The organism is Brucella pseudintermedia (assembly GCF_008932435.1).
In the GTDB taxonomy this organism is placed as follows: domain Bacteria; phylum Pseudomonadota; class Alphaproteobacteria; order Rhizobiales; family Rhizobiaceae; genus Brucella; species Brucella pseudintermedia.
The window spans coordinates 289,669-309,275 of sequence record NZ_WBWE01000004.1 but is presented as its reverse complement, the minus strand read 5'-3'; the positions used below and the strand labels follow the sequence as shown (position 1 = coordinate 309,275).

Here is a 19,607-nt window from a genome sequence, read left to right as displayed (position 1 = left end):
TCACGGTGAAAATCGGCCAAAAGATTGCGCGCGGTTTTAGCTGGACGGCGTGCACATTGTGAGGCCAAATGACCATTCGCCCGATTGTAAGCTATCCGGATAAACGACTGCGTACCGTAGCTGAACCTGTGACCCTGTTCGACAGCACATTGAAGGAACTGGGAACCGACCTCCTCGACACGATGCGGGCCGCGCCCGGCATCGGGATCACCGCGCCGCATATCGGTATAGCAAAGCGCCTAGTGGTTCTGAAACTGCCTGAATCGAGCCCCAAATTCTACGTGAACCCTGAAATCCTCTGGGCTTCAGACGAGAAAATGCTCCATCAGGAAGGCAGCGTTTCGATGCCGGGCGTTGTCGATGAGGTCGAGCGCCACGCCCGTATCAAAATCCGCTATCAGGACCTTAATGGGAACGAGCAAACCGAGGACTCGGATGGCTTGCTCGCCGTTTGCCACCAGCACGAAATAGACCAGCTTGACGGTATTTTCTGGATACAGCGCCTTTCGCGATTGCGCCGCGACCGTCTCATCAAGCGTTATGAGAAATCACAGCGCCAACGATAATTGGCGCTGTGAAGTCGATCAATAGAGCAAACGGGCACGGATGGTGCCGGGAATTTCGCGAATGGCCTGCAAGACTGTTTCGCTGGCATCACCGACGCCGTCAGCTTCCATAACAAGATAACCCACCTCGCCATCGGTCTGCAGAAACTGGCTGGCGATATTGATGTTATGTGTCGAGAAAACATTCACGAGGCTGTTGAGAATGCCCGGGCGGTTTTCATGCACGTGCATGAAACGCGTACCCGTCGGGCGCGGCGGCAACTGCACCTGCGGGAAGTTGACGGCGCCCAAGGTCGAGCCAACATCGGAATATTCGACCAGCTTTCGGGTGACTTCCGTGCCAATCCGTTCCTGAGCTTCTTCCGTCGACCCGCCGATGTGCGGCGTCAGGATGACATTTTCCAGTCCCTGAATCGGCGAAACAAACTTGTCATTGTTGGAAGCCGGTTCAACCGGGAAAACATCGATGGCGGCACCTGCGAGATGCCCCTCCTGCAGGACCTTCGCCAGAGCCTCCAGATCGACAACCGTGCCGCGCGCATTATTGATGAGGAAAGCGCCTTTCTTCATCTTGCGCAGTTTTGCTTCGGTAATGAGTTTGGAAGTCGACTTGTTCGACGGCACGTGCAGGCTAACAACGTCTGAAGTCTTTAGTAGCTCATCAAGGCTCGCAGCCGGTTTGACATTGCCATATTGCAGCTTGTCGGAAGTGTCGAAATAGCGGACCGTCATGCCGAGGCTCTCGGCCAGATTGCCGACCTGCGAACCGATATTGCCGTAGCCGACAATACCGAGCGTCTTGCCCCGCACTTCGCGGCTGCCGGTTGCCGTCTTGTCCCAACCGCCTGCATGGGCCGACACTGAACGCGGGAAAATACGGCGCATCAGCATGATGATTTCGCCGATCACCAGTTCCGCCACCGAACGGGTGTTCGAAAATGGTGCATTGAAGACCGGAATGCCACGCTTGCGTGCGGCTTTCAGATCGACCTGGTTGGTCCCGACCGAAAAGCAACCGACCGCAATCAAGCGGTTGGCCGCAGCAAAAATTTCTTCAGTCAGCTGCGTCCGGGAGCGAATACCGACAATATGTGCTGACGAAATCGCTTCGATCAGGTCGGCCTTGTCCAGTGCCTTCGGCAGATGCGTGACATTGGTGTAACCGGAGGCCTTGAAGTAATCGACCGCTGTTTGGCTGATGCCTTCCAGTAGAAGAACATTGATGCGGTCGCGTGCGAGGGAGAGACGTTCAGTCATTTTGGGGATTTCCGGGCTTTAACAGCGAATAGTCGGTTTACGACATGAATGAACGCAAAGCCGTCGTCAACAGGATGAACTGAAAGATTTTACCCCGATTGCCGATTCACGGAGAAAGTGAACGGCGCCTCGTCTTTCCAGAACACTGCAGCCGCCTATCTGACGGCATGGATTGGACTGCATCATAGCAACCGGAGGAAAGCTTTCTATGAGCGAAATGATCACCCTCGACACACATGAAGCCATCCGGGACTGGGTGGCCGCTCGCAACGGGAATCCGGCATTTGTCAGCACGTCCACAGCTCCCGATGCAGCGCCAGTCTTGCGAATTGTTTTCGAACCAGAATTTGTCGCCGATGTCGAACGCCCGCTGGACGCGGGCGGTCTTGAAATCGTCGAATGGGAAGATTGGTTTCGTATATTCGACCGGGAAAAACTGCTGATGCTTGTGGCACGCTCAAAGCCGGGGAAACTCGACTTTTACTATCAGATTCTTCCGGGCTGATCGCTTTCTCAGACCACTACCGAGTAACATAAGGCGGACCGGTTTCAAGTTGATCCGCCCGATTTAATATTATCCCTTCAGTTTCCCGCCGATGGTTTCTGCAACCAGGGCCAGCGAGATGGCTCCCGCGTCAGGATGACCAATACTTTTTTCTGCCAGAGGTCTGGCGCGACCGAGTTTCGGAGCAAGTGGTGCCGTTGCTTCGGCTGCTGCCTTTGCAGCCTTATTCCATGCGTCGACCAATGGGACGCCTGATGCAAATTCACTTTCAAGGGTTTCGACAAAAGGCACGAAGGCATCCACCAATGTCTTGTCGCCGGGTTTTGCCCGGCCGAGCGTCATAACGGCATCGAGTGCACGCCTGCCACCGCGAACGACCGCAGCATCATCAATGCTGCCATTGTCGGAAAGCTCTGTGCTCCATGTGCGCAGCAGAAGTCCCCAAAGCGCTCCCGATGTTCCTCCCGCTCGGTCCGCCCACGCGTCACCGGCTACAGCCAAAACGCTTGCCGTCCCGGCGCCAGCTTTCACCGCTTGATCCGCAGCCTCCTTTGCTGCTGCGGAGCCTCGTCGCATGCCCTGTCCGTGATCGCCGTCGCCTGCAAAGGCGTCGATGCGGCCCAGCTCTTCTTCGGCTCCTGCCAGCTCGTCGGCGACGGCGTGCAGAATAGCTTGGATGCACGCGCCACCAGCACGTCCTGCTTCATCCGCTTGAGCAAAAACCGGGGCTGCGTCCTCATGGGTAATGACATCGTCCGCAGGCTCAACTGCAATCGCTTCCCCGCGACGAAGAACAGGCGTATCGCAAGCAGCAGTCCAATAGCGCTCGAGTTCTTCATCAAGCCACAGGAGGGTCAACGAACAGCCTTGCATGTCGAGACTAGTGACAAACTCTCCCGCCTCCGGCGCTACAATATCAAGTCCGGCTTTCTCCAGAAGCGGCGCAATCGCCGTCCACAAGACAAACAGTTCTTCATACTTCGTTGCACCGAGGCCGTTCAGGATAACGCCAACTTTTTGCGTTCCTTTGGGGCGTTCCGCCAAGAGCTTCTCGACCAGCAGGTTCGCCAGACCGGAAGCGGGCAGGATCGCCTCTTCCTTGATCCCCGGTTCGCCATGGATGCCGAGACCAAGCGCCATCTGGCCTTCCGGTACGGTAAAGAGCGGGTGTGGAGCGCCGGGCAAGGTGCAACCTTTGAAAGCGACCCCGAAAGAGACGGTATTGGCATTCGCGTGACGTGACAGCCGTTCAACCTCATCCAGCGACAGACCGGCCTCAGCAGCGGCACCTGCAATCTTGAACACAACCAGATCACCAGCAATGCCGCGCCGCTTCTCGTGCATATCCGCCGGAGCACTGGCCACGTCATCGGTCACTGGCACGATGCGCACGTCTATCCCTTCGGCACGCAAGCGCTCGGCAGCAACGCCGAAATTGAGAACATCGCCTGCATAATTGCCGAAGCCCAGAAGAATACCACCACCCTTATGCGCCTGTCGGCAAACACGGGCCACTGCCGCTGTGGAAGGCGAGGCGAATACATCACCGGCAACCGCTGCATCAGCGAGGCCCGGCCCCACATAGCCCGCAAACGCCGGATAATGACCGGAACCGCCTCCCACGACCACAGCGACCTTGCCTTGAGGCGCCTTTGTCGAGCGAACAACGCCACCCCGAACGTGACGAACATAGCGGTTATAAATTTTGGCAAACCCGGCGAGAGCAGTAGAGGCAAATTCCTCCGGCGCATCGAAAATCGTCGTCATTGAAACAGTCCTTGGTCCGGGTCATTAGCCGCGTGGCAGGATGCGGCGCAGGTAGTCACGATTTGTAGCCGAAACGGAAAGCCCGTCGCCACCATAATGTTCACATAAAAAAGGGCTGGCAAATCCGTGTTCCAGTGCCATCCTGATCGCTGCGCGATAATTGATTATGCCGCTTTCGAGGGGAGCTGGATGCGTGACGATGACGCCTGACGCTGGGTCTTCGGTGCGAGTGGCGTTCTTTACGTGCCAGAACTTTGCGTAAGGCGCCACCTTCTCCATCATCTGCTGCCAGTGCTCGACCGGACGGTGCAGACGGATGAGATTGCCCAGATCGGCGTTGATTCCGACATTGTCGAGACCGACTTCCTCGACAAAACGAACCGAACTGTCCGCAGTGCCAAGATAAGTATCCTCATACATTTCAAGCGAAAGCTCTATACCGAGTTCCTCCGCATGGCGTCCGAGTTCGCGAATTCGCTCCACGGCCTTTTTCCAGACAGCCGGGTCGTCCGGGTTCTTCGCCCCGTCAACCGTCCAGAACCACAATGCCTGTTTCTGTGCATCTGTGAGCGGTTCAAACAACCCGAAGGACACGCTGCCCGCGCCGATCTCTTTCGCGGTGTCGATGACTCTGTGTCCATACTCCAGATATTCATCGCCGCGTTGGGCGTTGATCACGCTGCGCCGCGAGGTCGAAATTGCAGGAATGGTGAGACCTAGCGATTTGACAACGGCCATGAACTCAGCGCGGCGCGCAGGCGACAAATCAGCGAGCCGCAGCCAGCTGTCTGTAGGGTCAAGCTCCGTAAAACCCGCATCCGCCACATCGGACAAGGTGTAAGCCCAATCTTCCGCCGACTGATCCTGCACTGAACTGCCGTCCGGCAGCATATTGGGATACTGGATCATCGCCGCTGCAATTGGCCAGGTTTCGCGTGTCCATTTGGAAGTCTTCTGTTTCAACTTGCATTCCTGTTCATTTGCATGACCCGTCGCGATCACGCCACATTGCCATTACTTGAGGGAATTTCAGGCTTCCGGTCTCGCAGCCTGCCGATCGCCCAGAAGATGGCTGGAGAGACCAGCAGGAAGACGCCGAACGCCATCAGGGAAGCAACCAAGCCATTCGACCAGAATATCGAAAGCTGACCGCCGGACATCATCATCGACTGGCGGAATGCATCTTCTGCCTTGTCTCCAAGAACCATGGCGAGAACCAACGGCGCCAGCGGATAATCGAGCTTCTTGAAAATATATCCCAGCACGCCAAATGCGATCACCAACCACACATCGGTTATCGAATTGGCAACCTGATAAGCGCCGGAAAAAATGACCGCTACAATGATCGGACCGATGATTGAGAACGGCACGCGCAGGATCGATGCGTAGAGCGGCACGGTCGCAATCACCAGAATGACGGCGACAATGTTGCCGAGATACATGGAGGCGATCAGACCCCAAACGAAATCCGGACGATCGGTAAACAATGTCGGGCCGGGAGTGAGGCCCCATATCATCAGGCCACCCATCATCACGGCTGCGGTAGCCGAGCCCGGCACACCAAGCGCCAGCATGGGAAGAAGCGCGGATGTGCCGGCAGAATGGTCAGCGGTTTCCGGTGCCACGATGCCGCGAGGGTCCCCCTTGCCGAACTTCGATTTGTCGCGTGCAGAACGGCGAGCCACACCGTAGCTCATAAAGGATGCCGCTGTTGGCCCCGCAGGCGTTATCCCCATCCAGATGCCGATCAGCGTGGAACGTGCAAGCGTAAACCAATAGCGCGGCATTTCCAACAGCGTACGCCCAATCTCGCCAAGACGCACCCGCGCCTTGATACCGTCGAAACGAAGCCCCTCCTCCGTCGTCAGCAACAATTCACCGATCCCGAACAGGCCCATCACCGCGATCAAGAAGGAAATCCCCTTGATGAGTTCCGGTATCTCGAATGTCAGGCGCAGATTGCCGGAGATCGTGTCCATGCCCACCGCAGCAAAGGCGAAGCCGATCATCATGGAAACGAGCGTCTTGAAGGGCGATTGAGCGCCCATGGATATGAAACTGGCGAAAGCCAGAAAATAAACAGCGAAATATTCCGGTGACGAAAACCGCAGTGCGAAATTTGCGACCCAGCTCGAAAGCAGTGTAATCATCACCACTCCGGCCAGCGCGCCGATGCCAGCCGAAACGAAAGCAAGCGTTAGGGCTCGGCTCGCATGTCCGGCCTTCGCCATCGGATATCCGTCAAAGGTCGTGGCGACAGACGAAGGTTCGCCCGGAATATTGAACAGGATGGATGTTGTCGATCCGCCAAACAACGCCCCCCAATACATGCAGGAAAGCAGAATAATCGCCGAGATCGGGTCCATCGTGAAAGTCAGCGGCAAGAGCAGGGAAACGCCGTTGGGGGCGCCCAATCCCGGCAGGACGCCAACCAGAATTCCAAGCGTAACCCCCAGCATCATCAGCAAAACATGATTGAAGCTGAGTATGTGGGCAAAGCCCTCCATCAGGAGACTGAAATTTTCCATGTCTTTCCTCCAAAGACATCGGACTTTCCGGTATCAATAAATCCCGAAGAAAGCCTCGACCGGGCCTTTAAGGAGCGGAACCTTGAAGCCGATTTCAAAAATGACGAAAAAGAAGAAGGAAACCGCAATGCCGGCTGGCAAGGAAGCCCACCACCTGTAGCGCCCCTGAAGCATCATAGCTCCAGCGATGTAGACTGCCGTGCCGACATAAAGCCCTAAAATCGTCGATATGGCAGCGAAGGCAACCAGCGGCAAAGCGAAACCGAGAACTGGCTTCAGCCGGGAGAGTTCGACGAATACTTCCCCGCTGCTACGATATTTCACAAATGCCACAAAAAGATTGACCGCGCTTCCGAACATGATCAGCAGGCCGATATAGAATGGAAAATAACCCGCATCCGGCCCCATTTCCGTCCAGCCCGTACCGGCTTGTTGCGAGCCGTAACAAACCGCAGCTCCCAGCGCGCCCGTGAGGAGAGCCACGCCCGCCTCGACGGTGAAGCGGGAAATTCCGCCTTCGCCTTTCTCACTCATGGATGAGCTCCTTCGATGGAAGATGCAGGTGCCACCGGCACCTGCGCAAATGCCCGAAACGTCAGTTGGCTAGCCAGCCTTCGCGCTTGAGCACCGCCGTTACCGCCGTTTCATCGTTCTTGATAAAGGACGAAAGATCGTTTCCGCTCATATAGGCGGCAGATTGCGAACTATCGGCAAGATACTTCGCCCATTCGGGTGTCTCGGCAACTTTCTTGAGTATGCCAGCATAGTAGTCGACGACTTCCTGATCGACACCTGCTGGTAGCCAGACTGTGCGCGGCATAGAGTAATTTTCGATTGCGATTCCTGATTCCTTACAGGTCGGAATGTCGCTCCATCCCATATCGCCAGCGACCTTGCCTTCTCCCTTGAGCTTCTCGCTCTTGAAGACACAAAGGGGCTTTACCATGCCCGCCTGCCATTGGCCGAGGTTCTCGCTTGGATTGTTGACGTTGGCGGCGATGTGCTCGCCAGCAAGCTGGACGGCGGCTTCGCCACCGCTCTTGAAGGGAATATAGCCGAGTTTCGAGCCTGTGGCATCGTTGATCATGGATGTAAGAATCTGGTGTCAACATCCTTGGACTGGCTTCCGCCAACTTTCATACCTGCGTCGTCCTTCGCCTTGGCGACGAATTCCGCGGCTGTCTTGAAGTCGGACTTTCCGTTGACCCAAAGGATGAACTCGTCCGCAGCAAGGGCTGAAACGGGGATCAAATCGTCCGATTTGTAAGGAACCTTGGCGCGCACCGGCAAAAGGTAGGCGTTGTTCGTGCCGAAAGCGAGCTTGTATGGATCCCCCTTATAACCAGCTGTATAGACAAACCCTTCGGCCCCGCCTGCACTCCCCTTATTGGTCACGACGATTGGCGCGCTCATCAGGTTATACTTGCCGATAATCGACTGGATCGTGCGCGCGAAGATATCGGTCCCTCCGCCGGGTCCGGCGGTTACGACAAATTCCACAGGGCGCGTCGGCTCGAATGCATACGCTGACGAGGCAATTATCGTCACTCCTGCGGCGAGACATGCAATGCGCAGAGACTTCTTCATGGTCTTTCCTCCCGGTTAAGCGGCATGGGCCTCCTCCCACGCCGATAATGTCAAAATGCCGGCAATCAGGCAGCGTTCGAAAGCGCCTCGGCTCTTTTCGCCATCCGTGCCGCAAGCAGGATCGCTTCGCGGGTAGCACCCACGTCCGCGACTCCTTTCCCGGCGATATCATAGGCTGTGCCATGGGCGGGCGTGCAAAGCGGGAACGGCAATCCGCCCATCATGGTCACGCCTTTGTCGAACCCCATCAGCTTCATCGCGATCTGACCCTGATCGTGATACATTGTCAGCACCGCCTGAAAGCTGTCCTTGAGAGCACGCAGGAATACTGTGTCGGCCGGAAAAGGCCCATCCACGTCGAACCCCTTGGCCTTGGCAGCCTTTACCGCTGGCTCAATGATGTCGATTTCCTCCATACCGAAGCTGCCTCCGTCACCGGCATGTGGATTAAGACCGGCTACCGCAATCTTCGGATTGTCATAGCCAGCCTTTCTCAAGCACGCCCAAGCCAGCTCGAGCTCGGCAAGAATTCCTTCGATGGTCAGGGTTGAGGCCACATCCTTGAGCGGAATATGCGACGTAACGCGTGCGTTCCAAACCTTCTCCAGGACATTGAATTCACGCACCTTGCCGGTGAAGTTCAGCACATCGGCAACAAAGCGGATTTCGTCGTCGTAGCCTGGATAGGCAAACCGCATGGCCTGCTTGTTGAACGGCGTGAAGCAAACGGCCTGCGCGTGACCTGCGTCGGCAAACTTCAATGCAGTGCGGAAATTGTTCGTCGCGAAAGTTCCGCCAATCAATGTGGCCTCGCTGCGCACAACATCCTTCGGATCGAGATTCTTCAAGTCAACGAAGACGTGCCTGCCCACCGGCATATCGGACGCATTTTCGATACTGGCATCCTGTAGATCAAGCTCGACACCAGCCACACGCGTGCCTTCATCCAGAACACGGCGATCACCGAAAACGATGAGATGCGCTTCTTTCTGGACATCGGGCAGGGCGAGAACCCGCGCCGTCAGTTCGGGACTGACACCGGCTGGATCTCCCATTGCAAGCGCAATCACGCTCGGTTCAGCGCCAGTGGCGGTCATTCGCATCCTCCTCGTCTGCATTCTGTATGCAACATGCATATGCTAGTCCTCCGCGCGATGCAAGCATTTTGTATTCTGTATGCAGCATTTTATATTGACGGTTGCAGGTGAGCCAGCCATCTTCGCTCCAGATGGCGAGTTGGATTCGAGCTTACTTTTTGAGAAAAACGGTCGATGGACAAAATTCAGAAAACCGAGCCCGCCGATAACGGCTCACAGGCGTTCCGCCGCACTGCTTTGCACGATATGCTCGTCAACCATTTGCGCGACATGATCATCGAAGGGCAGTTGGAACCAGGCACACGCCTGCATGAAGGGCAGCTCGGCGAACAGCTTGGCGTGTCCCGCACGCCGCTGCGTGAAGCCATCAAGTATTTGGCCAGCGAAGGTTTGGTGGAACTGGTTCCAAGCCGCGGCGCCGTCGTGAAACGATTCAGTGCAGCCGATGTCAAGGACATGCTTACAGTCCTGCGCAGCTTGGAAGAGCTAGCCGGAAAACTCGCCTGCGAACTGGCTACCGACGAGGAAATAGCAGAGGTTCGGGCACTGCATGATGAAATGATCGGGCGTTATAAGCAGTCCGACCGCTTGCAATATTACAAGCTCAATCAGCAGATACATCTGGCTATTGTCCGTCTCGCCAAAAATCCAACGCTCGCGGATATTCACCAGATGTTGCAGACGCGGCTGAAGCGCATCCGCTTTGTGGGGCATGAGGGCGCAGAAAAATGGGCAGCAGCCGTATCCGAGCATGAAGAAATGATCGCGGCTCTCGAAGCCCGCAACGCGGAACGGCTTTCCGAGGTGCTGGGGCGGCATTTGACGAAAGCCTGGGAACGCGTCCGCGATTCGATGTAGAACGCTCCGGCAGCTAGTGCATGGCTGCATCCCAGCGGGATTATGGTTCAATCGAAAATCGCCTAAATCCCGCCTGCCCTTCACCTATCGGTAGATTGCGGTATGAATCTCGCCATCTGTACCGCACCAGGCGCGATACATGCCCGGACTGTTGAACGGCAGGCTGACATTGCCTTTACGGTCGACTGCAACAAGACCGCCAGAACCGCCAATTTCGCCAAGCTCGCGAACGACAGCGCCCGCCGCATCGTGGAGGGACTGCCCCGCCCAGCGCATCCGCGCATCCACTTCATGGCCCACCGCCCAGCGGATGAAATATTCTCCGTGACCAGTGGCAGAAAGCGCAACGGTCTGGTCATCCGCCCAGGTTCCCGCACCGATGACCGGGCTGTCGCCAACGCGCCCCGGTGTCTTGGCCGTCATACCGCCCGTGGAGGTTGCGGCAGCCAGATGTCCGAAGCTGTCCAGTGCTACTGCGCCTACCGTTCCATGCTTACGGGCTGGATCGCCGTCATCGGCAGCGCCACTACGACGACGTTCCAGTTCGTCATGCAATGCCTTGCGACGCTGTTCGGTGGAGAACCATTCCGGAGCCATCATTTCCAGACCTGCCGCTTCGCAAAAACGCTTTGCTCCTTCACCTGCCAAAAATACGTGTTCGGTCTGCTCCATCACGGCCCGTGCCGCCAGCACGGGATTGCGCGGTCCGCAAATTCCGGAAATTGCCCCACAAGCGCGCGTTGCGCCATCCATGATCGCGGCATCCATCTCGTGCGTTTCGTCGGCCGTGAAAACCGCTCCCCGACCCGCATTGAAGAGCGGATTTTCTTCCAGAGCAATCACGGAAACGGTCACGGCGTCGAGAGCTTTGCCGCCCTTGTGCAGAACCGCTAATCCAGCCTGCAGGCATTCCCGCAGACCAGCGTGATACGCGGCCTCTTTTTCGGGCGTCATATTGGCCTTGAGAATGGTTCCAGCGCCGCCATGCAACGCAATTACAGGTACGAATTTGGACATTTTAACTCACTGTGGAAGAGGTCGGAACAACGTATCGAGCCATACGACCTATCGAAAATTGTCGGTCCGTTTCGACTGGTACATTTCGCTTTGGGTATTTTCTAGTTCCCTCGGCAAGGGCAAGCTTGAGCAGCGCAGATGCATCTCCCGGACGAACTGCTTTCTCCGCTTCTCGTCGTTCTCTTTTATCGCTGCCGCAATGGCCAGTCCGTAGGGGCCGATAAGAAGTCCCGGCGCCAAATCGGAAGCCTTCTTTTCTCTCGCCTCGTAGTTCACCGCCTCGGCACGAATTTCTTCGCACTGCGGTGACTGCCATTTGGGATCCTGAGATGAGAGAGCAGCTGCATAATTCTGCGGCGACGTCGTGCATCCAACCGTTGCCAGTGAAAGCAGGCAAACAACCCCTAACCCCGAATATTTGACGACCATTTCAATCCATTTCCATGTGCGATGGGTTTCAACGACGATGCAAGACTCTAATCTGACAGATTGCCATTGCCTGCAAGTATCGCATCTGCTGCCAAGCCGCCTGCCATGCGATAATCGTCTGACCACTCTTCATCATCAAATACGCAAAGCGCAATTGTCGCGCATCGCTGCCTTTCCCTGAGGATAGCAAGCGCAATTGCATCGACAGGTGCTATTTTTTCGTTCGCTTCCGAGACTTCGAGCCACAAATTTCTGGCCGCATCTGCAATATCACGGGGAAATTCCATGCTCTTTGCCTCTAAACGTGATTCATTGCGCAGCTATTTCAGCTGTTCGAATCACAAATTCTTGCTCGCCGTTTCTATACCGTTTCACAGTTCAACGTATCAGACACTTCTCAACAACGCCGCATTCGAAGCAACTTTGGCCGCGAACGGCAACCGTCACGATTTTATGACTGCAATCGCAAAATGCCTTGGGTTAGGCTGACCTTGGAATACACCATCGGAAATCTCAGTGGAGAGGCTTGACATGAAGGTTGAAGCCAAATCTGTTCGCATCATTCGAACAGTTGTTGAAACGCTGCGCCCACAGTTCAACGTGGAGTTATGGGATGGTACGCGTATAGGCGCCTTCGATGGTCCATCGCTAGTGATCAACGATCCGACAATCGTTCGACAGCTCCTTCTCAAACCGAACTACGATTCGCTGATCGATATCTGGACTTCAGGTCGGGTTGATATCAGCAACGGCACAATCTTCGATCTCGCCAAAGCCAGAACCGACGGGAGCGTAAAGAACAGGTTGAAGGAGTTGCCCAAATGGCGACTCCTCAAGGATCTTCCTGCCCTTTTGTTTGCCGGCAAAACCAATGGGCGCGAAGTTCTCAACGGCAAAGAGCCTTTCGTCAGCGGATCAAACAAGGAGGCAATCACTCATCACTACGATGTCTCCAATGAGTTTTACCGCTTATTCCTGGACGAGCGAATGGTTTACACATGCGGCTATTTCACGGATTGGGCAAATGATATCGACCAGGCCCAGAAGGACAAGCTGGAACTGATCTGCCGAAAATTACGATTGAAACCGGGCGACCGACTTCTGGATATCGGCTGCGGTTGGGGCGCCCTTCTGATCTATGCAGTACAAAATTTTGGTGTCATCGGCACCGGCGTTTCGTTATCGGAGGCCCAAACGGCGCTGGCCCGCGAAAGGATCAGACAGGCAGGACTTGAAGACAAGATCACCATTCACGTGAAATCCTATGCAGAGCTTGACGGTCAGTTCGACAAGATTTCGTCTGTGGGCATGTTCGAGCATGTTGGTATCGCCAATTACGATAGCTATTTCAGTGCTGTGAACCGGCTTCTGCGCCCTGGCGGGCTTTACATGCATCACGCAATCACGCGGCGCATGAAAAAGGACAAGAAATCCTTCAACCGTAAAAGCGCAGAGCATAAGGCGCTTGTGAAGTATATCTTTCCCGGTGGAGAGCTCGATCATCTTGGCATGACGGTAGAAAACCTCGAAGGGCACGGCTTCGAAGTCCACGACGTTGAAAATCTGCGCGAACATTATGGCATGACGTGCCGGTTATGGTGCGAGCGCCTCTATGGCAATTTCGATAAGGCCGTCGCTGAAATCGGCTATCCGAAAGCGCGTCTCTGGCTGCTGTATCTCGCGGGATGTTCGCTGGCATTCGAGCGAGGCACCGTCCAGATCAACCAGACCGTGGCTTCAAAACGCAAACGTGGCATTTCCGCCGTGCCGCAGACGCGAGCGGATATTTATGCCAGGTTCGGAAAATCGGACAGCACCTGAAAGGGCTGACAATTCCCAATTCTCGCGAGGAGTTATTCTTTTTTGTAAAGCGTACGCGACCGTTCAAGATGCCGAAGCATGGCAGCCTCAGCGCGATCCGCATCCTTGACAGACAGGCAATCCAATATCTCCTCGTGCTCCACGAGCGTATATTTCTCTTTGCCGGTCCAGATAAGCATATGAGTGTGATACTCCTTCAGCCAGGCAAGCATAGCTTCGCTCACGGCCACCAATATGGGATTGCCGGAAATCCTGGCGATCCGGACATGAAATTCCATATCGGCTGCGATAAATGCGTCTGCGTCGCCAAGCGATTCCCGCTGCCGTTCGATGATCTCCCGCAATTCCGCTATATCGGTTTCCGTGATTTTCTGCGCAGTCTCGCGAACAATGCCGCGCTCGAAGAAAATTCGTGCGCTCTTCAAGTCTTCCAGCGTGTCCATTGACTGCGCAAGCATGATCTTGGCGGTTGGGTCCACCTGCTGAAAAATCGATCTTGCAGTCAGTTTCAACACCTTGGCCCGCTCGCCGTGCGAAATGCTCACGAGCCCCATTTTCGCAAGCGACTGCATCGCCTCGCGAATCGCAGGGCGCCCAACACCGAAACGTTCCATCAGCACGCGTTCTGACGGCATTTCGTCACCGGGCTCCAGCTCGCCGGAAGTAATCATGTTTTCGAGCCGGTCAAAAACTTCGTCGGACAATTTGCGACGAACGATAGGTTCGAATGGCTGGTTCATTACATCTCACCCCTCAGGCGCTTTTCCTTCTTATGCATCTTCGACCGCCCCGAGAAAAGTTAATTGCCGTAGCGGGCCGGGCGGCGCACAATTTTTCCCTTGCGTATAGTGGAATACTCATTATACCAGCATACATACATAGACCAGTCGAGTATGACTGGCAACGAACCAATAGCCTGTTCCGGTAGCAGCCATGTATATCCACCTGACCTATCGCATTGAGACCACCGGCAGCATCGAACAGATGGCTGCCAAGATCGCGAGCGATCAGTCGACCGGCACTTTTGTCGCCGTTCCCGGCGAGACGGAAGAACTAAAAGCGCGTGTCGCCGCGCGCGTGCTGGACATTCGTCCGCTAGAAGATGCAACTGTCCCCGCATGGCCCGAACTTGCTGCCGGGCACGGTCCAATCAAGCGCGCCGATGTCGATATTGCCTTTCCACTCGATGCAATCGGCACCGACCTCGCAGCACTCATGACTATCGCCATTGGCGGCGTTTATTCGATCAAGGGCATGACCGGCATCCGCGTGATCGACATGAAGTTGCCGGAAGCTTTCCGCACGGCACATCCCGGCCCGCAATTCGGTATCGCCGGAAGCCGTCGCCTCACGGGCGTTGAGGAACGTCCAATCATTGGCACCATCGTCAAGCCGGCACTGGGCCTGCGTCCGCATGAAACCGCGGAACTGGTCGGCGAATTGATCCAGTCCGGTGTCGATTTCATCAAGGACGATGAGAAGCTGATGAGCCCGGCCTATTCGCCGCTCAAAGAGCGCATCGCCGCCATCATGCCGCTCGTTCTCGAGCACGAGCAGAAGACCGGCAAGAAGGTCATGTATGCCTTCGGCATCTCCCATGCCGATCCAGACGAAATGATGCGCAATCATGACATGGTGCTGGAAGCAGGCGGCAATTGCGCGGTAGTCAATATAAACTCCATCGGCTTCGGCGGAATGAGCTTCCTGCGCAAACGTTCGGGCCTTGTGCTTCATGCTCACCGCAATGGCTGGGACGTCCTGACCCGCAATCCTGGCGCAGGCATGGATTTTCGCGTCTATCAGCAGTTCTGGCGTCTGCTCGGCGTCGATCAGTTCCAAATCAACGGCATCCGCGTGAAGTACTGGGAGCCGGATGAGAGCTTCGTCAATTCGTTCAACGCTGTCAGCACGCCACTGTTTGGCCCGTCCGACTGTCCTCTTCCGGTGGCTGGTTCCGGTCAATGGGGCGGACAAGCGCCGGAGACCTATGAGCGCACGGGCCGCACGACTGACCTTCTCTATCTGTGTGGCGGCGGCATTGTCAGCCATCCGGGCGGCCCCGCGGCTGGCGTTCGTGCCGTACAGCAAGCCTGGGAAGCGGCCGTCGCCGGCGTCCCGCTTGAAACATACGCAGCAGATCGCCCTGAACTGGCTGCCTCCCTCGCGAAATTCGGGAAAGGCAGCGAGTAATGTCCAAACTTTTCAAAAAATTGCTGCTCTCCTATTACGGCGACGACCTTACCGGTTCCACCGATGTCATGGAGGCTCTCGCCTCTCATGGTGTCGATACTGTCCTGTTCATGAATGTTCCGGATGAGGAGCTGCTTGTGCGCTTTTCTCATTGCAGGGCCATTGGCCTTGCGGGCACGAGCCGCAGCGAAACCCCAGAATGGATGGATGAACACCTCACGCCTGCATTCAACTGGCTGAAAAGCCTTGATGCAGCGATTGCACATTACAAGGTCTGCTCGACCTTCGATTCCGCACCGCATGTCGGCAATATCGGCAAGGCCGTGGAAATCGGCAAAACGATCTTCGAACAGCGCTATGTGCCGTTGATCGTGGGCGCGCCACAGCTCAAGCGTTACACCGCGTTCGGCAATCTGTTCGCTGCCTATCAGGGCGCGGTCTATCGCATCGACCGCCATCCGGTCATGAGCCGCCATCCGGTCACCCCGATGCGTGAGGCGGACCTGCGTTTGCATCTGGCTCAACAGACAACGCTTAAAACGGTGCTCGCCGACCTCGCAACCCTTGACTCGCATGATGTAGATGATCGGGTCAATGTCATTGCCAACGATGCGGACGGCATGTTGCTGTTCGACGTCGATAGTCCTGAAAGTCAGCTGCAAGCAGGCGAACAGCTCTGGCGCTTGCGTGCCCGCCACGGTTGGTTCGTCGCTGGCTCGTCGGGCGTTGAATATGCGCTTCTGGCCGCATGGACCAAAGCGGGGCTGATTGGATCAAAGAGAGAGTTTCCGCTTCCCGGCAAGGCGAACCGCATTGCAGTCGTCTCCGGAAGCGTTTCACCAACGACAGAACGCCAGATCCGCCATGCAACGGCATCTGGTTTTACCGGCATTGATCTCAATCCCCTCGAACTTCTCGGCGAAAACAGCAATCAGGCAATCGAAACGGCTATTGCTGAAGGCGAGAAGGCGCTCAAGCAGGGCAACAGCGTGATCCTTAACACCGCCCTTGGTCCTTCTGCTGATCGCGGCACGGAGATCGATAGGATCGCTGGCAGCCGTCACAAACTGGCGCGTAGCCTCGGATTCATACTCCGCAGCCTTGTCGAGCGCGAAAGGCTTACCCGCGCGGTCATTGCAGGCGGGGACACTTCCAGCCACGCATTGCGCGAATTGCATGTTGATGCACTCACCACGCTTTTGCCGCTTCCACAAACTCCGGGCTCGCCGCTTTGCACTGCACACGGCACTCACGCTGCAACCAATGGCCTGCAGATTGCTCTCAAGGGCGGTCAGGTCGGCTCTGACAATTACTTCAGCCAGATTCGCGACGGAACGCGCGCCTAATCTGGAATACTCATTGACTGGTTATACCAGTTGCGATACCAAAACATGGGAAGGAAATTTCAATCATGACAGCTATCGCTTTGTTCGGAGCGGGCGGCAAGATGGGATACCGTCTGGCCAAGAACCTCAAGGGTTCCCGCTTTGACGTACGCCACATCGAAGTCAGCGACGCAGGCAAGGCCCGCCTCAAGAACGATCTCGGCATCGACACCGTCGACGCTGATAATGGTCTTGAAGGTGCTGAGGTGGTCATTCTGGCTGTACCGGATACCATTATCGGAAAGGTCGCCGCAGGCATCGTTGACAAGCTCAAGCCAGGCACAATGGTTATTGCGCTCGACGCAGCCGCGCCGTTTGCCGGTCATTTGCCAGAGCGCACAGACCTTACCTACTTCGTGACCCATCCATGCCATCCGCCGATCTTCAACGACGAAACAGACATGCAGGCCAAGAAGGACCACTTTGGCGGACTGTTTGCAAAGCAGCACATCGTTTCGGCTCTGATGCAGGGGCCGGAAGAAGCCTATGCGCTGGGCGAGGAAATCGCCAAGGTCATCTGGGCACCGGTCATGCGCTCACACCGCGTGACGGTTGAGCAGCTTGCAATCCTTGAACCGGGCCTTTCTGAAACCGTCGCAGCCTCGCTGCTCGTTGTCATGAAACAGGCCATGGACGAAACCGTTCGCCGTGGCGTTCCGGAAGAAGCAGCGCGAGATTTCCTTCTCGGGCACATGAATGTTCTGGGCGCCGTCATCTTTGGCGAAGTCCAGGGTGTGTTCTCCGATGCCTGCAACAAGGCAATCGAATTCGGCATTCCGGCGCTGATGCGTGACGACTGGAAAAATGTGTTCGAACCGGAAGAAATCGCAGAAAGCATCCGTCGCATTACGTGACGTCACTTCGGGAGGGCCGCACACGCTCTCCCTTTTTTCGCCCTTTTGGGAAATGGGGCTTATCGGGAGGTATACATGAAATTCACACGCAGAAAAATTGCGCGCGGCTTTGCGATTGCAGCCGTCTCGGCAACATTGGCGGGCAGCGTTGTCATGCCGGCTTGGGCTGCTGATCTGATCGCGATCATCACGCCATCGCATGACAACCCGTTCTACAAAGCGGAAGCCGATGGCGCCGCAGCCAAAGCCAAGGAACTTGGCTACGAGACGCTCATCCTTCAGCATGACGATGATCCGACAAAACAATCGCAGCTCGTCGATACGGCCATCGGCCGTGGCGCAAAAGCCATCATTCTCGACAATGCCGGTTCGGAAGCATCTATTGCCGCAGTTCAGAAAGCCAAGGACGCCAAAGTCCCTTCGTTCCTGATCGACCGTGAAATCAACGCCTCAGGCGTTGCGGTATCGCAGATCGTATCAAACAACTATCAGGGCGCGCAGCTCGGTGCGGAAGAATTTGTCAAGCTGATGGGCGAAGCCGGCAATTATGTCGAACTGCTCGGTCGTGAGTCCGATCTCAATGCCGGCACCCGCTCGAAGGGCTATCACGACGTCATTGATGAATATCCTGATATGAAGATGGTTGCCCAGCAGTCAGCGAACTGGAGCCAGACCGAAGCCTTCGCGAAAATGCAGAGCATTCTGCAGGCAAATCCGGATATCAAGGGCGTGATTTCGGGCAACGACACCATGGCCATGGGCGCATGGGCAGCCCTTGAAGCTGCGGGACGAAAGGACGTCATCGTTGTCGGTTTCGACGGTTCCAACGATGTCCGCGACTCCATCAAGGCGGGCGGCATCAAGGCGACCGTTCTCCAGCCGGCCTATGCCCAGGCACAGATGGCTGTCGTTCAGGCTGACGAATATATCAAGACCGGTAAGGGACCTGCTGAGGAAAAGCAGCTGATGGACTGCGTTCTCATCAATCCTGACAATGCCGACAAGCTTGAAACCTTCGCTTTGAAGGACTGAGCCCAAGCTTGCGACGCCGGGGGCATGCACCGCTCCCGGCACATTCCTGATATCGAGGATAAATTCATGTCAGTGCTGAAGTCAGCTTCCATTATTCTGCTGGCCTGTGGTGTCACGCTTTCGGGCTGCAAGATCATCAAGACGCCGACAGCAGAAGAAGCCGCAGAAGCACGCGGCGATAATTTCAATCCCGAACGTTCCGTTTCCGACATCTGGGAATCAAAAGTTAAGCCGTTTTTTGCCCAGAAAACTGCGACGCTCGACGAAGTGATGCAGGCAGCAAATGCAGATGCAGACGCCGCCGGAGCAAAATACGGCCATCGCGAGAAGCAAGGCAATGCGCCCTGGACTTTTGCCGCCCGGCTGGAAGGCACGGTGGTCGCTGCAGAAACGAAATCCCGCGCTGCCTATGTTGATGTCGATAGCGATGGCGACGGCAAGCCCGATGCCCGCGTACAGATCGGGCCAACGGTGCGCGGCACGGCAATCCGGGACAGTCTCTCTTTCGTGAACTTTAACGAATTTCGCAACCAGATCGACTGGGCGCAGTTCGGCAAGGCTTTCAACACCCGCATCAATGACGACGTGTTGTCCAAGCTGCCGCGTGAAGATCTGGTCGGTATGAAGGTGAAAGCAGAAGGCGCTTTTCCGCTACCGTCAAAGGGCCAGCTTCCCGTTCTCACTCCCGTTTCCATCTCTTTGGAGAAGTGAACC

The 19,607-nt window shown here is 56.0% G+C and carries 19 protein-coding genes and 1 pseudogene; 9 read left to right on the top strand and 11 right to left on the bottom strand.

Annotated features, from left to right (window positions below; all coding sequences use genetic code 11):
* The first annotated feature begins 68 nt into the window (after positions 1–68).
* Positions 69–566, top strand: coding sequence for a peptide deformylase (locus F9K78_RS07640; protein ID WP_121986328.1), 498 nt, complete (start codon positions 69–71; stop codon positions 564–566).
* Positions 567–584: 18 nt separating this feature from the next.
* Here the strand turns inward: F9K78_RS07640 and serA are convergent, their stop codons facing one another.
* Complete coding sequence (gene serA / locus F9K78_RS07635) at positions 585–1,823, bottom strand: phosphoglycerate dehydrogenase (RefSeq protein WP_121980954.1); 1,239 nt, start codon at positions 1,821–1,823, stop codon at positions 585–587.
* Between the two features lie 208 nt (positions 1,824–2,031).
* Here serA and F9K78_RS07630 point away from each other — a divergent pair, with 208 nt between their 5' ends.
* A complete protein-coding gene (locus tag F9K78_RS07630) occupies positions 2,032–2,328 on the top strand; it encodes a hypothetical protein (RefSeq protein ID WP_121986327.1) in 297 nt (98 codons plus the stop codon).
* 69 nt (positions 2,329–2,397) lie between these two features.
* On the opposite strand, the gene F9K78_RS07625 is transcribed toward F9K78_RS07630, so the two are convergent.
* From F9K78_RS07625 to F9K78_RS07600, 6 genes and pseudogenes are all read right to left on the bottom strand, one after another.
* On the bottom strand, positions 2,398–4,095 hold the full coding sequence (locus tag F9K78_RS07625) for a dihydroxyacetone kinase family protein (RefSeq protein WP_151682115.1): 1,698 nt from the start codon (positions 4,093–4,095) through the stop codon (positions 2,398–2,400).
* A 24-nt stretch (positions 4,096–4,119) separates the two neighbouring features.
* Complete coding sequence (locus F9K78_RS07620; RefSeq protein ID WP_121986364.1) at positions 4,120–5,004, bottom strand: sugar phosphate isomerase/epimerase family protein; 885 nt, start codon at positions 5,002–5,004, stop codon at positions 4,120–4,122.
* A gap of 89 nt (positions 5,005–5,093) precedes the next feature.
* Positions 5,094–6,623, bottom strand: a complete 1,530-nt coding sequence (locus tag F9K78_RS07615; RefSeq protein ID WP_121986325.1) for a tripartite tricarboxylate transporter permease — start codon at positions 6,621–6,623, stop codon at positions 5,094–5,096.
* A gap of 33 nt (positions 6,624–6,656) precedes the next feature.
* Positions 6,657–7,157 carry a tripartite tricarboxylate transporter TctB family protein gene (locus F9K78_RS07610; RefSeq protein WP_121980958.1) on the bottom strand — a complete coding sequence of 167 codons (501 nt, stop codon included), beginning with the start codon at positions 7,155–7,157 and terminating at the stop codon, positions 6,657–6,659.
* A gap of 61 nt (positions 7,158–7,218) precedes the next feature.
* Positions 7,219–8,210 (bottom strand): annotated as a pseudogene (locus F9K78_RS07605) (Bug family tripartite tricarboxylate transporter substrate binding protein).
* A gap of 65 nt (positions 8,211–8,275) precedes the next feature.
* A complete protein-coding gene (locus F9K78_RS07600; protein WP_121986322.1) occupies positions 8,276–9,307 on the bottom strand; it encodes a 4-hydroxythreonine-4-phosphate dehydrogenase PdxA in 1,032 nt (343 codons plus the stop codon).
* A 174-nt stretch (positions 9,308–9,481) separates the two neighbouring features.
* On the opposite strand from F9K78_RS07600, the gene F9K78_RS07595 reads away from it, so the two are divergent.
* Positions 9,482–10,165: a GntR family transcriptional regulator gene (locus F9K78_RS07595; protein WP_121986321.1), complete on the top strand. Its 684-nt coding sequence runs from the start codon at positions 9,482–9,484 to the stop codon at positions 10,163–10,165.
* An 84-nt stretch (positions 10,166–10,249) separates the two neighbouring features.
* On the opposite strand, the gene F9K78_RS07590 is transcribed toward F9K78_RS07595, so the two are convergent.
* The 3 genes from F9K78_RS07590 to F9K78_RS07580 are packed head-to-tail and all read right to left on the bottom strand — an operon-like array spanning position 10,250 to position 11,898.
* The gene (locus tag F9K78_RS07590; protein WP_121986320.1) at positions 10,250–11,182 is read right to left on the bottom strand and encodes an isoaspartyl peptidase/L-asparaginase family protein; all 933 of its coding nucleotides are present in this window, start codon (positions 11,180–11,182) and stop codon (positions 10,250–10,252) included.
* 48 nt (positions 11,183–11,230) lie between these two features.
* Positions 11,231–11,611: a hypothetical protein gene (locus F9K78_RS07585; protein WP_121986319.1), complete on the bottom strand. Its 381-nt coding sequence runs from the start codon at positions 11,609–11,611 to the stop codon at positions 11,231–11,233.
* A gap of 47 nt (positions 11,612–11,658) precedes the next feature.
* On the bottom strand, positions 11,659–11,898 hold the full coding sequence (locus F9K78_RS07580) for a hypothetical protein (RefSeq protein WP_121986318.1): 240 nt from the start codon (positions 11,896–11,898) through the stop codon (positions 11,659–11,661).
* A gap of 244 nt (positions 11,899–12,142) precedes the next feature.
* Here F9K78_RS07580 and F9K78_RS07575 point away from each other — a divergent pair, with 244 nt between their 5' ends.
* Positions 12,143–13,432: an SAM-dependent methyltransferase gene (locus F9K78_RS07575; RefSeq protein ID WP_121986317.1), complete on the top strand. Its 1,290-nt coding sequence runs from the start codon at positions 12,143–12,145 to the stop codon at positions 13,430–13,432.
* A gap of 32 nt (positions 13,433–13,464) precedes the next feature.
* Here the strand turns inward: F9K78_RS07575 and F9K78_RS07570 are convergent, their stop codons facing one another.
* Positions 13,465–14,172 (bottom strand): transcriptional regulator NanR, encoded by a 708-nt coding sequence (locus tag F9K78_RS07570; RefSeq protein ID WP_121980966.1) that lies wholly within the window; start codon positions 14,170–14,172, stop codon positions 13,465–13,467.
* A gap of 193 nt (positions 14,173–14,365) precedes the next feature.
* Between F9K78_RS07570 and oiaX the strand changes: the two genes are divergently transcribed.
* From oiaX to F9K78_RS07545, 5 genes are all read left to right on the top strand, one after another.
* Positions 14,366–15,622, top strand: a complete 1,257-nt coding sequence (oiaX, locus tag F9K78_RS07565; RefSeq protein WP_122066770.1) for a 3-oxo-isoapionate-4-phosphate decarboxylase OiaX — start codon at positions 14,366–14,368, stop codon at positions 15,620–15,622.
* Positions 15,622–16,968: a four-carbon acid sugar kinase family protein gene (locus F9K78_RS07560; RefSeq protein ID WP_121986315.1), complete on the top strand. Its 1,347-nt coding sequence runs from the start codon at positions 15,622–15,624 to the stop codon at positions 16,966–16,968. The genes oiaX and F9K78_RS07560 overlap by 1 nt, the downstream gene beginning before the upstream one ends.
* A gap of 65 nt (positions 16,969–17,033) precedes the next feature.
* Positions 17,034–17,861, top strand: a complete 828-nt coding sequence (locus F9K78_RS07555; RefSeq protein WP_121980969.1) for a phosphogluconate dehydrogenase C-terminal domain-containing protein — start codon at positions 17,034–17,036, stop codon at positions 17,859–17,861.
* A 75-nt stretch (positions 17,862–17,936) separates the two neighbouring features.
* Positions 17,937–18,893: a D-ribose ABC transporter substrate-binding protein gene (locus tag F9K78_RS07550; RefSeq protein WP_121980970.1), complete on the top strand. Its 957-nt coding sequence runs from the start codon at positions 17,937–17,939 to the stop codon at positions 18,891–18,893.
* Positions 18,894–18,959: 66 nt separating this feature from the next.
* Positions 18,960–19,604 (top strand): DUF2291 family protein, encoded by a 645-nt coding sequence (locus F9K78_RS07545; RefSeq protein WP_121986314.1) that lies wholly within the window; start codon positions 18,960–18,962, stop codon positions 19,602–19,604.
* The last annotated feature ends 3 nt before the right edge of the window (positions 19,605–19,607 follow it).

What these genes read in the sequence shown, in the direction of transcription:
- F9K78_RS07640 (WP_121986328.1), top strand. Translation starts at nt 69, where the DNA reads ATGACCATTCGCCCGATTGTAAGCTATCCGGATAAACGACTGCGTACC.
- serA (WP_121980954.1), bottom strand. Translation starts at nt 1,823, where the DNA reads ATGACTGAACGTCTCTCCCTCGCACGCGACCGCATCAATGTTCTTCTA.
- F9K78_RS07630 (WP_121986327.1), top strand. Translation starts at nt 2,032, where the DNA reads ATGAGCGAAATGATCACCCTCGACACACATGAAGCCATCCGGGACTGG.
- F9K78_RS07625 (WP_151682115.1), bottom strand. Translation starts at nt 4,095, where the DNA reads ATGACGACGATTTTCGATGCGCCGGAGGAATTTGCCTCTACTGCTCTC.
- F9K78_RS07620 (WP_121986364.1), bottom strand. Translation starts at nt 5,004, where the DNA reads ATGATCCAGTATCCCAATATGCTGCCGGACGGCAGTTCAGTGCAGGAT.
- F9K78_RS07615 (WP_121986325.1), bottom strand. Translation starts at nt 6,623, where the DNA reads ATGGAAAATTTCAGTCTCCTGATGGAGGGCTTTGCCCACATACTCAGC.
- F9K78_RS07610 (WP_121980958.1), bottom strand. Translation starts at nt 7,157, where the DNA reads ATGAGTGAGAAAGGCGAAGGCGGAATTTCCCGCTTCACCGTCGAGGCG.
- F9K78_RS07600 (WP_121986322.1), bottom strand. Translation starts at nt 9,307, where the DNA reads ATGACCGCCACTGGCGCTGAACCGAGCGTGATTGCGCTTGCAATGGGA.
- F9K78_RS07595 (WP_121986321.1), top strand. Translation starts at nt 9,482, where the DNA reads ATGGACAAAATTCAGAAAACCGAGCCCGCCGATAACGGCTCACAGGCG.
- F9K78_RS07590 (WP_121986320.1), bottom strand. Translation starts at nt 11,182, where the DNA reads ATGTCCAAATTCGTACCTGTAATTGCGTTGCATGGCGGCGCTGGAACC.
- F9K78_RS07585 (WP_121986319.1), bottom strand. Translation starts at nt 11,611, where the DNA reads ATGGTCGTCAAATATTCGGGGTTAGGGGTTGTTTGCCTGCTTTCACTG.
- F9K78_RS07580 (WP_121986318.1), bottom strand. Translation starts at nt 11,898, where the DNA reads ATGGAATTTCCCCGTGATATTGCAGATGCGGCCAGAAATTTGTGGCTC.
- F9K78_RS07575 (WP_121986317.1), top strand. Translation starts at nt 12,143, where the DNA reads ATGAAGGTTGAAGCCAAATCTGTTCGCATCATTCGAACAGTTGTTGAA.
- F9K78_RS07570 (WP_121980966.1), bottom strand. Translation starts at nt 14,172, where the DNA reads ATGAACCAGCCATTCGAACCTATCGTTCGTCGCAAATTGTCCGACGAA.
- oiaX (WP_122066770.1), top strand. Translation starts at nt 14,366, where the DNA reads ATGTATATCCACCTGACCTATCGCATTGAGACCACCGGCAGCATCGAA.
- F9K78_RS07560 (WP_121986315.1), top strand. Translation starts at nt 15,622, where the DNA reads ATGTCCAAACTTTTCAAAAAATTGCTGCTCTCCTATTACGGCGACGAC.
- F9K78_RS07555 (WP_121980969.1), top strand. Translation starts at nt 17,034, where the DNA reads ATGACAGCTATCGCTTTGTTCGGAGCGGGCGGCAAGATGGGATACCGT.
- F9K78_RS07550 (WP_121980970.1), top strand. Translation starts at nt 17,937, where the DNA reads ATGAAATTCACACGCAGAAAAATTGCGCGCGGCTTTGCGATTGCAGCC.
- F9K78_RS07545 (WP_121986314.1), top strand. Translation starts at nt 18,960, where the DNA reads ATGTCAGTGCTGAAGTCAGCTTCCATTATTCTGCTGGCCTGTGGTGTC.